The following is an 11612-nucleotide window of genomic DNA, read 5'->3' as shown; positions in this document are numbered from 1 at the left end:
CGTCACAGCAGTGCGGCGAACCGGGCCGCGACGAGGTCCCAGCGCCACTCCTCCTCGATCCAGGCCCGGCCCCGCTCGCCCATCTCACGGGCGCGGGCCGGGTCGCCCAGCAGGGCGCACAGCGCGCCGGCCACCGCCGTGTGCGACGTGCCGTCGACCACCAGGCCCGTCTCGCCGTGCCGTACGGCGTCGGGGGCGCCTCCGGAGGAGCCCGCGACCACCGGCAGCCCGGTGGCCGACGCCTCCAGGTAGACGATGCCGAGGCCCTCGACGTCGAGCCCCCCGAACCTGCTGCGGCACGGCATGGCGAACACGTCGCCCGCGTCGAAGTAGGCCGGGAGGGACGCCCAGGGGACGGACCCGGTGACGACCACCGAGCCGCGCAGGCCGGCTCGGGCGGCCGTCCGCTCCAGCGACCGCCGTAAGGGGCCACCGCCGACCAGGAGCAGGACCGCGCCGGGAATCCGCCGCAGGACGAGCGGCCAGGCCCGCAGCAGCACGTCCTGGCCCTTGCGCGGCACCAGCCGGGAGACGCACACGACCACCGGCCGGTCGCCCAGGCCGAGGGACGCGCGGACCCGGTCGCCGCCTGCCCCCGGGTGGAAGGCGGCGGTGTCCACGCCGGGCGCGAGCCGTACGAGCCTGGAGGCGGGGACGACCCGGGCGATCCGGCGGCGGGTGTACTCGCCGAGGTAGGTCACGACGTCGGCCCCCGCGCCGATGCGGCGCAGCAGGGCGCGCGCGCCCGGCAGGCGGGCCCACGACGCCTCGTGCCCGTGGGTGAGCATGACGATCCGGCCCGCGCCCGCGGCGCGCAGGACGGGAGCGAGCAGCCCCAGCGGCGCCGCCGCCCCGAAGACGACGGTGGCGCCGTCCTCGACCAGCGCCGCCGCCCTCCTCGCCACCGAGCGCGTCGGCAGCATCAGCGAGGAGGGATGACGGACCACCTCGTACGGCTGGCGGGCGTCGAACTCCTCACACCCCTTCCAGCGCGGGGCGTACACGACCACGGAGCCGGGCGGCCTGCGCGAGGCGAGGCCGTGCACGAACGCCTGGATGCCGCCCGGTCTGGGCGGGAAGTCGTTCGTGACGATCAGCGTCCGCTTCGTCATCCTCACCCCCGCTGCCGGCGTGGTCGCGCGGTCCGCCCGCGCCGCCCGAGAACGCATTGTCGCAGCCGCGGTCGCACCCGCACCTCATGGAGATCGGGCGCCCTGTGGAGATCGGGACCGGGCGAGCTGCTCGCGCGCGTACGACCGCCATTCGCGGGTCAGGCCGTCGGCGGACAGCCCGAGAACCTCCCGCAGCGCGGCGCCGATCCCCTCGCGCAGCGCGGCGCGGTAGAGGGCGACCAGCCTCCGCTCGCCGAACCGGGCCGCGACGTAGCGGCAGGCGAGCCACGCCTCCTCGTACGCCTGCGCGGGCCTGGCGGCGAAGTCGGCGGGACCGGGCAGGCCGGTCAGCGCCGGCCTCCCCGCGGCCACGTCGGCAGCCAGTTCGGCGGCGACCGTACGGACCGGCAGTCCACTGTCCAGGTAGCCCACATAGTCGGCGAAGCCTTCCATGAGCCACATCGGCACCGCGTGGGGACCGGCGGTCGCGACGTGCGTCAGCTCATGGGTCACGACGACCAGGCGGCCGGTCGCGGACAGGCGGGCGAACGCCGCCGGCTGCACGATCACGCGGCCGCCGATGGCGACGGCCGCCAGGCCGTCCACCTTCGCCGGCGCGGCCAGCACGGCGGCCTGCTCCTCGGCGCGCGGCACGAGCACCACGGCGCCGCCGTACCCGCCCCAGATCCTCGTGACCGTGCGGCCCGCGCGATCGGCCAGCACGGCGATCTCGGCGACCAGCGGCCGGGGCGACCCGACGACGACGGCGCGCTCGCCGCGGGCGACGGAGGCACCGGTCCACATGCCCGGGTGCTCCCGCACGGCGGCCCGGGCGTCCAGTCGCAGGGGAAGCAGCGGGTCGGGCGGGGCCGCGGCGGCGGGCCCGGCGAGCAGCGCGGCCAGCGCGGCGGCCACGGCCGCGATCCGGCGGGAACGGACCCCGTGGGGCGGAACCTCAGGCCGGCGCCGATCGGCCTCGGCGGGCGCGCCCGGCACGCCCCCGGGCACGGCGCTCGTGACAGTCACGCCGTGCATGCTAACCAGCACGTGCCACGGCCCCGTCCACCTCGCGAGGTGGACGGGGCCGTGAGGACGGCGCCGGTCGAGGGGGCTGGTGACCGGTACCCGTCAGACGCCGGGACGGACGGCACCCACGAAGGTGCTCCTCCGGTAGGCGTCCAGCTTGTCGATCCGGACCCGCGTGCCGGTGTGCGGAGCGTGGACCATCTTGCCGTGCCCGACGTACATGCCGACGTGGCCACCGCCGCTGGTGAAGATCAGGTCACCGGGCTCGAAGTGACCCCAGGACACCTTCTTCCTGACCGCGCCGCGGATGGACCACGTCGTGCGCGGCAGCCGTACGCCCGCCTTGCGCCAGGCGTACTGGACCAGGCCAGAGCAGTCGAACGCGCCCGGTCCCGTTGCTCCGTAGCGGTAGGGGTCGCCGATCTGCCTCTCCGCGGCCTTCACCGCGCGCTGGGCCTTGACCCGCTGGAGCGAGGCCCTGCTGATCTTCCGCTTGGCGGCGTGCTTCTTGGTCTGCTTCTTCGCGGCGGCCTTGCGGGCGGCGGTTTTCGCGCTCGTCGCGGTGCCCGTCTTCGTGGCCGTCTTCGTCGCTGTGGCCGTCTTGACGACCGTGACCGTCACCGTGTCGGCCGCCGCCGGATGTGCTCCGGCGACCCCTACGGATGCCGTCAAAGCGGCACCACCAAGGGCAATTCGGGCAAGACGGGACAGGCTAGCGGGGGTGGTAGACAGGATCTCTCCTCGGGTCTTCCGCTCACGCCTACCGGGTTAGCTGACGGGTTCGGGCGGGGAAGTCGCCCTACGGCGCGCGATGCGCCGATTCACCCCGGACCTTCGCGTGAAGGTCGATGGTTCCCCGGCTCCGTGCCTCCTGACTGCACGGACTCGGCAGGCCACCGGCGCCGGGGGATCCCGCGAAGGGGAGGGTGATGGAGGACGCCGATGACGGTGGATGACTGCGCGCCCCGGCCGGCCGACCGGGTGCGCCGCGGCGAGGTGTGCTCGCCGCGGCCCAGAAGCTACCGAGGTCCCGCCGCGTTCGGCAAAGCCCCACCACCGGATAAAGATCGGATAACGAAGGCCGCCGAGAAGAAAGCGCAGCTTACCCGCACCGCAAACGGCTAAATGTGACTCTGCTCACAATCTCGGCAACAACGGCTAAATCGGGTCACAGAAGCCACAAAAGGCACAGAGATCACAAACTTGGCCGGGCCCTCAGGGGCGCACAGCTCCGATCGCGTGATACTCGGCGAGTGTGACAATCTTCACAACATCGCCGGTCTGGGGGGCATGGACGACCTTCCCGTCGCCGGCGTAGATGCCGACGTGTCCGTACCCGGCGTGCCAGAGCAGGTCGCCCGGCTGGAGCTCGTCCAGCGAGACCCTGCGGCTCGCGCCCCAGGCCCACTGTTCGTAGCTGGTCCGGGGCAGCGTCACGCCCGCCGCCGCCCACGCGGCCTGCACGAGCCCCGAGCAGTCCCAGGAGTCCGGTCCTGTGCCCCCGTAACGGTAGGGCTTGCCGACCTGCTTGTAGGCGAACTGGAGGGCCGACAGCGCGTTGCCGGACGCCGGCCCGGCGTAGACGACGCCTGCGCTGTTGGGGTTGCCGGGGTTGTACGTCCCGAGCGAGCGCAGCAGCTTCATCTGCTCGCGGACGAGCTTGTCGACCTTGTCCTTCTCGTCGGCGAGCTCGCCCCGGACGTCGGTGGCCTCCTTGTACACCACCTTGCTCTGGTCACGGCGGTCCTTGAGGTCCTTGATGGCGCCCTCGTACTCCCTGAGCCGCCCGGCCCGCTCGGCCGACATGTGGTTGAGCGTGGCGAGGCCGCTGAGCATGGCATCGGGGTTGGAGCTGTAGAAGACGCCGCCCCACGACCCCATCTCGCCGACCTGGTAGCTGCTGACGGCCATCGAGACCAGCCCGGAGCGCAGCGCCTCGACCCGGACGTTCTGCTTCTTGTAGTCGCCGTTGATCGCGAGGTACTTCTCCCTCGCCTTCTTCCACTTCTCGTTGGCCGCGTTGTAGCGGTCCACGAGCTTGTCGGCCTGCTCGTTGAGCTTGCTCAGCTTCGCCTTGGCCTGCGCGACTGTGGGCTTCGGATCCGCCTGCGCGCCCGCCATCGGCGTCAGCAGGACCACGGCGGCCAGACCGGCGGCCACCGGCACACGCCCTCGCACTGAGCCCCCTTGAGGATCAACCTCTTAGATCAACGAAACCTGCGGCGCGACTCTATCTAGGCGATCTTGAGGCTTCAACCTATTCGCAGGTATTCGCGGCAGTCATCACTCACCGTGACGACGCCGGTCCGGAGCGCGCGTACGGCGCTTCAGCTCCGGCCGAGACGGCGCAGCAACAGGAGCGAGGGCACCGGCCGGGCACCCATGCGGCGCACCGACTCGGCCACCTCCCGGTCGGAGGAGACCACGGCGATGGCCCGGCCCGGCGGCTCCGCCCGCACCAGGGTGCGGATGAGGTCGTCGGCGATCTCCCCGGGCGCGCTGAACATCACCCGCACCCCGCGCGGCGCGGACACCTGGACGGGCCCGTTCAGCTCGGCGCCGTCGAACACGCACGTCACCTCCGCCCGCGTCTGCACGGCGAGCCCGCCGAGCCCGGTCAGCAACCGGGCCCGCTGGTCGGCGAGGGTCAGCGACGGGTAACCGGTCTTGGTCACGTTGTAGCCGTCGACGATCAGATGCAGATGAGGGATGGCCAGGAGCTGGTCGAGGAGCTGGGGGTCGTCGTTGGCCAGCGCCCGCGCGGGCACGGCCGTCACGCCCGGCTCGCCCGGCAGCACCGCGTTCACGTAGTCGGCCGGCCTGCTGATCGTCGTGGGCAGGCCGAGCTCCTTGCGCAGCCCGGCGGCGGCGTCCTGGAGCGCGTCCAGCAGCACCCGCACCCGGGCGTCCTCGATGCTGCGGCCCTCGCGGGCGGCCCTGCGGCTGGCCTCCAGCTGGCGCTCGGCGTCCGCCAGGCGCTCCCTGAGCCGGCGCAGCTCGGTCTCGGCCGCGCCGTTGGCGTTCGCGGCCCTGGCCCGCGCCTCGGCCGTCTCCGCCTCCAGCTCGGCCGCCCTGGCCTCGGCGGCCCTGACCCGCTCGCGGGCGTCGTGCAGCTTGCGCCGCAGGTCGGAGTTCTCCGCCCGGGCCGCCTTGAGCTGCTCGCGCACCCGGTCGATCTCCTCCTTGGCGGAGGCACGCTGCGCCGCGAGCTGCTCGCGCAGCCGCGTCTCCGCCTGTTCCCGCTGGGTGCCCGCGGCGGCGGCCTGCTCCAGATCGGTCCGCGCCTGCTCGACCAGGTCCGGCCAGCCGGGCGGGCGGGTCAGGTACGCCGCCGCCGCGACCAGCACCGGCTCGGCCGCGGGGGGCACGGTGCCCTCGGCCAGGCTCGCCACCAGCTCGGGCCAGGCGGTCTCCACCGTCTCGGCCACCCGCTCGCGGAACTCCTTGTCGTTCTCCAGCTGGGCCGCGATCGGCGCGCTGCCCAGGCGGGCGCGCTTGCGCGGGTCGAACCTGGCGATGTTGCGCAAGGGCGGCGGCACGGCCGCGGCGGGCATCGAGCCCAGCACCTGCGCCGCGACCTCCACCACGTGTAAACGGACCTGCTCGGGCAACGGACGAGACAGGCCTTCTCCGGCTGAACTCATCTCGTCGCTCCTCGGTCGTGTCCTACAGATCTTCTGCCCACTGCGGTCGCCCCGGCGGCGCCTCGCGGTGCTGTCGCCCCCGAGTGCGAGAACGTCCCCGATGCCCGCCGTCCGCGAGGCCCTGGCCTCGCGGCGCGCCCACCGGACCGCCCTCACACGGCAAGATCTGCGAGACACTCCCTTGTTCTTGTCTTCTTTCAAGGGTACGGCCGTCGCACCGTGTCCATGTCGCGTTCAAGATCTGTCACCGCGCCCGCACCGGCGGAGCGGGGAGGCACAACTCCTTGGCGCGCGCCCGGTCCCTGTCCTTACGCTTGGCGACGTGTTCACCCCGCCGTACCCGATCGCAACCCCCCGGCTGGTCCTGCGCCCCTTCACCGAGGCCGACCTCGACGACCTGCACGCCTTCCACTCCCTGCCGGAGGTCGCCAGATACCTCTACTGGGACGCCCGTACGCGGGAGGAGACGAAGGCCGCGCTCGACCGGAAGATCGCCTGCGCGTCGCTCGAGGAGGACGGCGACGTGCTCAGCGTGGCCGCCGCGCCGGCCGGCGGTGGGCCCGTGATCGGGGACCTCACGCTGTTCCTGCGCAGCCGCGAGCACCGCCAGGGCGAGATCGGCTTCGTCTTCAACCCGGCCTATCAGGGCCGTGGCCTGGCCACCGAGGCGGCCCGCGAGATCCTGCGCATCGGGTTCGAGGGTCTCGGGCTCCACCGGATCCACGGCAACTGCGACGCGCGCAACACCTCCTCCGCCCGCCTCATGGAGCGGCTCGGCATGCGCCTGGAGGCCCGCCTGGTGGAGAACGAGTTCTTCGCCGGCGCGTGGAGCGACGAGCTGGTCTTCGCGATGCTGGCTCGCGAGTGGCGCGCCGGAGCGGCCTCCGTGCAGCCGCCCGCCTGACCGTCGCTTTACCTCCGCCTGGGGCGGGGGCGGCAATTGTCGGTCGGGACTTCTATGGTCATGGGCGTGGATGCGGTACAGGGCACGCTGGACGAGCTCGGCACTCCCCTGCGGGAGGTGACGTTCGTCGTCTTCGACCTGGAGACCACCGGCGGGTCGGCCGCGGAGCACGCCATCACGGAGATCGGCGCGGTGAAGGTGCGCGGCGGCGAAGTGATCGGCGAGTTCGCCACGCTGGTCGACCCCGGCGGCCCGATCCCGCCGTTCATCTCCGTGCTGACCGGCATCACCGACGCGATGGTCGTGGCCGCGCCGAAGTTCTCCGAGGTGCTGCCGAGCTTCCTGGAGTTCATCGCCGGGACGGCGCTCGTGGCGCACAACGCGCCGTTCGACATGTCGTTCCTGAAGGCGGCGTGCCAGGTCAACGGCTACCCGCCCCCGGCCAACCCGGTGGTGGACACGGCCGACCTCGCGCGCCGCGTGCTGACCCGCGACGAGACCCCCAACTGCAAGCTGGCCACCCTCGCCCGGGTCTTCCGCAGTTCCACCGAGCCCTGCCACCGGGCGCTGGCCGACGCGAAGGCCACGGTCGACGTGCTGCACGGCCTCATCGCGCGGGTCGGGTCGCTCGGCGTGCACACGCTGGAAGACCTGCGCGGCTTCGTGCGCGCCCCCACTCCGGAGCAGCAGCGCAAACGCCACCTCGCCGACGGGGTGCCCGGCGCGCCCGGCGTCTACATCTTCGAGGACGCCAAGGGCGAGGCGCTCTACATCGGGAAGAGCTCCAACCTGCGCAACCGCGTGCGCAGCTACTTCACCGCGAGCGAGACCCGCTCGCGCATCCGCGAGATGGTCGGCATCGCCGAGCGGGTCAGGACGATCGTCTGCGCCACCGCGCTGGAGGCGGAGATCCGCGAACTGCGGATGATCGGGGCGACCAAGCCGCGCTACAACAGACGGTCCCGCTTCCCCGAGCGGGTGGTCTGGCTCAAGCTGACCGACGAGGCGTTCCCCCGGCTCAGCGTCGTGCGCGAGGTGAAGGACGACGGCGCGGCTTACCTCGGCCCGTTCGGCAGCAGCCGCACCGCCGACGACGCGCGGACCGCCATGCACGAGGCGCTGCCGCTGCGGCAGTGCACCGAACGGCTGTCGGCCCGCGTGCGGCGCCCCGCCTGCGCGCTCGCCGAGATCGGCCGCTGCGGCGCGCCCTGCGAGGGCCGCGAGAGCGAGGAGAGCTACGCCCGCCACGTCCGCCACGCCCGGCACGCGATGGAACTCGACGCGGAGGCGGTCTTCTCGGCGATGGAGGCGCGCATGAGCCGCCTGTCGGCCGAGCAGCGATACGAGGAGGCGGCCGTCGACCGGGACCGGCTCGCGGCCTACGTCAGGACCGCCGCGCGCATGCAGCGCCTGCGTTCGCTGACCGGCATCCCGCAGATGGTCGCGGCCAGCCCGGCCTTCGACGGGGGCTGGGACATCCACGTCATCCGGCACGGCAGGCTCGCCGCGGCCGGCGTGATGCCCCGGGGCGCCCACCCCACGCCGTACGTGGACGCGCTGGTCGCCACGGCGGAGACGGTCGTCCCGGGTCCCGGCCCCACCCCGGCCGCCAGCGCCGAGGAGACCGAGTGCGTGCTGCGCTGGCTCGACTCCCCCGGCGTGCGCCTCGTCCAGGTCGACGGCACCTGGAGCCTTCCCGCGTACGGCGCGGGGCGGCTGGTCGAGCGCATCGAGCGCGCCTATCGGCACCAGCGCGGCGACCGCCGTGAGGGACGGCCCCTGAGGTGACGCGGCGGGCGTGGCACTAAGGTCGGGGGCGACAGACCCGAGCCGCGAGACAGCAGGAGAGACGCGAATGGTCACCGCGATCGTCCACATCAAGGCGGACGTCGACAGGATCCCCGAGGTCGCCGAGGCCATCGCCGAGATCGAGGGCGTCAGCGAGGTGTACTCGATCACCGGCGAGTTCGACCTGCTGGCCATGGTCAGGGTCGGCCGCTACGACGAGGTGGCCGAGGTCGTGCCCGGCCGCGTCAACAAGGTGCCCGGCGTGCGCCACACCGAGACGCACATCGCCTTCCGCACCTACTCCCGCCACGACCTGGAGGCGGCCTTCTCCATCGGCCTCGCCGACGCGGACTGACCCCGCCCGGCCAGGCGCACCGGTCGGCCGGGCAGCCGCGGCCGGGCAGGCAGAGCACGGTCCGGCAGGCGCGGCCGGGCAGGACGGAGCAGGGCAGGCAGAGCGCGGCGGATCAGGCCGGACGTAGCAGCCGCACGCGGACCTCGAACCCGCCCGGAAGCGGGTGCGCGGCGACCGAGCCGCCGAACAGCGCCGCGCGCTCCCAGGTGCTGACGAGCCGGTCGCGGGGCAGCCCGTCGTCGTGGACGACGACCTCGACGACGGCGGGCAGCCACCGCAGCGTGACCGTCGCCGCGCGGGCCATGCCGTACCACAGGGCGTTGCCCAGCGCCTCCTCCACGATGCGGTATGCCGACAGCTCCAGCGTGGGGCCGCTCCCCCGGGGGCCGACCTCGGTGAACGAGACGGCGAGCCCGCTCGCGCGGAAGTCGTCGATCAGCCCGGGCAGGTCTCCCAGGCCCGGCTGGGGGCCGCGGCGCTGCCCGTCCATGCGCAGCAGACCCATCATCCGGCGCAGGTCGGACAGCACCCGGCGGCCCGACTCCTCGGCCTCGCGGAAGGTCTGCCGGGCCCGCTCCGGGTCCTTGTCCATGATCACCCGGCCCGCTCCCACGCCCAGCGTCATCACGCTCAGGTCGTGGGCCACCAGGTCGTGCAGTTCCGAGGCGATCCGCAGGCGTTCCCAGACGGCGTCGTCCTCGGCGTCGGGGTGAGCGGGACGTCCAGGCCGCGCGCCGTCCCCGCCCTCCGCCGTGACCCGCCGGCCGCCCCTGCCGCGGTCCCGTCCCGGCAAGACCGCCCCGGGGCGAGAACCGGCCGAGGGCGCGCCGCGCAGACCGGCGGTGAGCGTGGCCATCCCGCCGCGGGCCAACGCGGCCCATCGGTGGATGACGCGAAGGGCGAACAGGCGCATCATGGCGGGAACGGTACGGCTAAGGCCGAACCCGGTACGTCCCCATCAAGGCGGACGCCTGATCCCTCCAGCGATGGAGGCGATCCGGACCAGGAGCGCGATCAGGCCTTACCGCCGAGCGTGCGGCTGATCTCGACCCAGCGCTCCAGGGTCTGCGCGGCCCTGCCCGAGTCGACCGCCTCGGCCGCGCGGGCGTACGCCGTGCGCAGGTCGCCCGTCAGGTCGTCGCCCGGGCCGTCGTAGGCGACCAGGCCGGCCGCCGCGTTCAGCAGCACCGCGTCGCGCACCGGCCCCGTCTCGCCGCGCAGCAGGTCGCGCACCGCCGCCGCGTTGAACTCGACGTCGCCGCCGCGCAGGTCGCCCGGCTGGGAGCGGGGAATGCCGAGGTCGGCCGGGTCGATCGTCGTCTGGGTCGCGGTGCCGTCCCTGACGACGAAGACCGTCGACGGGGCCGCGGTGGACAGTTCGTCCAGGCCGTCGTCGCCCCGGAAGACCAGCGCCGACACGCCGCGCTCGGCGAAGACCCCGGCCATTACCGGCAGCATGCGCGCGTCGAACACGCCGATGGCCTGGGCGGCGGGGCGTGCCGGGTTGGCCAGCGGCCCGAGGAAGTTGAACACCGTCGGCACGCCGATCTCCTTGCGCGGCGGGCCGGTGAAGCGCAGGGCGGGGTGGTAGACGGGCGCGAAGCAGAAGGCGATGCCCGCCTCCACCGCGACCCTGGCGGTGGTCTCCGGCGACAGGTCGAGGGCGACGCCCAGATGCTCGAGCACGTCGGCCGCGCCGCACAGCGAGGAGGCGGCCCGGTTGCCGTGCTTGACGACCCGGGCCCCGGCCGCCGCCGCGACGATCGCGGCCATCGTCGAGACGTTGACGGTGTGCGCCCGGTCACCGCCGGTGCCGACGATGTCGACCACCGGCCCCTCGACCGTGAGCGGGGTGGCGCGCTCGAACATGGTGCGCACGAGGCCCGTCACCTCGGCGATGGTCTCGCCCTTGGCCCGCAGGGCGACGGCGAAGGCGGCGATCTGCGCCGGGGTGGCCGACCCCGACATGATCTCCCCCATCACCCAGGCCGTCTCGTCGGCCGTCAGGTTCTCACCCGCCAGCAGGGCGTTCAGCGTGGAGGGCCAGGTGGTGCGCGTGTCCATGGTGGGCTCCGCGGGATTCGATGTGGGGTCGGGTCGGCGGTTCGGTGCGACTGGGCGGCGTCGGCGTGCCCGGGTGAAGCGACGGCCCGGCGACGCCCGGGCCCGGGTGAGTCAGGTGACACGTGTGCCCCCGCCTCGGCCGGGTGGGCCGGTGCGGTGACACGTGGGCCCCGGACCGGGCGCCATGGCGCCCGGCGTCGGTACGCCCGGCGTCAGTGCGCGCCCGGTGCCGGCGCCCAGAATTCCAGAGCCCGGAGCTGATGCGCCCGGATCAGTGCGCCCGGATCAGTGCGCCCGGGTGAGGCTGAGGCGGCGCCGCATGAGGTCGGCCACGGCCTCGGCCAGGACGACGGGGTCGATGGGCTGCGCGACGACGGCGTCGGCGCGGGACCAGTTGGCGAGCCACCGGTCGTCCCTGCGGGCGATGAGCAGCAGGATCGGCGGGCAGTTGTGCACCTCGTCCTTCGCCTGCCGGCTGACCCCCATGCCGCCGGCCGGCTGCGCCTCGCCGTCGAGGACGGCCACGTCGATGTCGCCGGAGTCGAGGTGCTTGATCACGGCCGGCTGGGTCGCGCACTCGACGATCTCGACGAGGGGCACGTCCGCGGCGGGGCGCCGCCCGATGGCCAGGCGCACCTTCTCCCGGGTGCTTGCGTCGTCGCTGTAGACGAGAACCCTCATTTCACGCTCACTGTCGAATCGCGGGGTATGGTCATCGT

11 protein-coding genes and 1 riboswitch are annotated in these 11612 nt (G+C 73.5%); of the genes, 3 read left to right on the top strand and 8 right to left on the bottom strand.

Going from position 1 to position 11612, the window contains the following annotated elements; translation table 11 throughout:
• Positions 1 to 2 precede the first annotated feature (2 nt).
• The 5 genes from FH610_RS29140 to FH610_RS29120 form a co-directional block, all read right to left on the bottom strand.
• Positions 3 to 1112 carry a glycosyltransferase family 4 protein gene (locus FH610_RS29140; protein WP_139578214.1) on the bottom strand — a complete coding sequence of 370 codons (1110 nt, stop codon included), beginning with the start codon at positions 1110 to 1112 and terminating at the stop codon, positions 3 to 5.
• An 84-nt stretch (positions 1113 to 1196) separates the two neighbouring features.
• Complete coding sequence (locus FH610_RS29135) at positions 1197 to 2138, bottom strand: gluzincin family metallopeptidase (RefSeq protein ID WP_139578213.1); 942 nt, start codon at positions 2136 to 2138, stop codon at positions 1197 to 1199.
• 102 nt (positions 2139 to 2240) lie between these two features.
• Positions 2241 to 2810, bottom strand: a complete 570-nt coding sequence (locus tag FH610_RS29130) for a C40 family peptidase (RefSeq protein ID WP_240809258.1) — start codon at positions 2808 to 2810, stop codon at positions 2241 to 2243.
• A 74-nt stretch (positions 2811 to 2884) separates the two neighbouring features.
• Positions 2885 to 3039, bottom strand: a riboswitch (cyclic di-AMP (ydaO/yuaA leader).
• A gap of 314 nt (positions 3040 to 3353) precedes the next feature.
• A complete protein-coding gene (locus FH610_RS29125; protein ID WP_139578212.1) occupies positions 3354 to 4316 on the bottom strand; it encodes a C40 family peptidase in 963 nt (320 codons plus the stop codon).
• A 149-nt stretch (positions 4317 to 4465) separates the two neighbouring features.
• Complete coding sequence (locus FH610_RS29120) at positions 4466 to 5782, bottom strand: NYN domain-containing protein (protein WP_139578211.1); 1317 nt, start codon at positions 5780 to 5782, stop codon at positions 4466 to 4468.
• 322 nt (positions 5783 to 6104) lie between these two features.
• Between FH610_RS29120 and FH610_RS29115 the strand changes: the two genes are divergently transcribed.
• From FH610_RS29115 to FH610_RS29105, 3 genes are all read left to right on the top strand, one after another.
• Positions 6105 to 6686 (top strand): GNAT family N-acetyltransferase, encoded by a 582-nt coding sequence (locus FH610_RS29115; RefSeq protein ID WP_139578210.1) that lies wholly within the window; start codon positions 6105 to 6107, stop codon positions 6684 to 6686.
• A 66-nt stretch (positions 6687 to 6752) separates the two neighbouring features.
• On the top strand, positions 6753 to 8474 hold the full coding sequence (locus tag FH610_RS29110; RefSeq protein ID WP_139578209.1) for a DEDD exonuclease domain-containing protein: 1722 nt from the start codon (positions 6753 to 6755) through the stop codon (positions 8472 to 8474).
• 67 nt (positions 8475 to 8541) lie between these two features.
• Positions 8542 to 8829 carry an Lrp/AsnC family transcriptional regulator gene (locus tag FH610_RS29105; protein ID WP_079313341.1) on the top strand — a complete coding sequence of 96 codons (288 nt, stop codon included), beginning with the start codon at positions 8542 to 8544 and terminating at the stop codon, positions 8827 to 8829.
• Between the two features lie 112 nt (positions 8830 to 8941).
• Here the strand turns inward: FH610_RS29105 and FH610_RS29100 are convergent, their stop codons facing one another.
• The 3 genes from FH610_RS29100 to FH610_RS29090 all read right to left on the bottom strand — a co-directional run bounded on the left by FH610_RS29100 (position 8942) and on the right by FH610_RS29090 (position 11574).
• Positions 8942 to 9745 (bottom strand): sensor histidine kinase, encoded by an 804-nt coding sequence (locus FH610_RS29100; RefSeq protein ID WP_139578208.1) that lies wholly within the window; start codon positions 9743 to 9745, stop codon positions 8942 to 8944.
• A 98-nt stretch (positions 9746 to 9843) separates the two neighbouring features.
• Positions 9844 to 10893 (bottom strand): anthranilate phosphoribosyltransferase, encoded by a 1050-nt coding sequence (trpD, locus tag FH610_RS29095; protein ID WP_139578207.1) that lies wholly within the window; start codon positions 10891 to 10893, stop codon positions 9844 to 9846.
• A 285-nt stretch (positions 10894 to 11178) separates the two neighbouring features.
• A complete protein-coding gene (locus FH610_RS29090; RefSeq protein WP_030508905.1) occupies positions 11179 to 11574 on the bottom strand; it encodes a response regulator transcription factor in 396 nt (131 codons plus the stop codon).
• Positions 11575 to 11612 lie beyond the last annotated feature (38 nt).

The organism is Microbispora catharanthi (assembly GCF_006334915.2).
In the GTDB taxonomy this organism is placed as follows: Bacteria; Actinomycetota; Actinomycetes; order Streptosporangiales; family Streptosporangiaceae; genus Microbispora; species Microbispora catharanthi.
This window is presented reverse-complemented; position numbering and strand designations above follow the sequence as displayed.

Coding starts and splice junctions, on each gene's coding strand:
- FH610_RS29120 (WP_139578211.1), bottom strand. CDS start 5,782: ATGAGTTCAGCCGGAGAAGGCCTGTCTCGTCCGTTGCCCGAGCAGGTC.
- FH610_RS29140 (WP_139578214.1), bottom strand. CDS start 1,112: ATGACGAAGCGGACGCTGATCGTCACGAACGACTTCCCGCCCAGACCG.
- FH610_RS29100 (WP_139578208.1), bottom strand. CDS start 9,745: ATGATGCGCCTGTTCGCCCTTCGCGTCATCCACCGATGGGCCGCGTTG.
- FH610_RS29105 (WP_079313341.1), top strand. CDS start 8,542: ATGGTCACCGCGATCGTCCACATCAAGGCGGACGTCGACAGGATCCCC.
- trpD (WP_139578207.1), bottom strand. CDS start 10,893: ATGGACACGCGCACCACCTGGCCCTCCACGCTGAACGCCCTGCTGGCG.
- FH610_RS29090 (WP_030508905.1), bottom strand. CDS start 11,574: ATGAGGGTTCTCGTCTACAGCGACGACGCAAGCACCCGGGAGAAGGTG.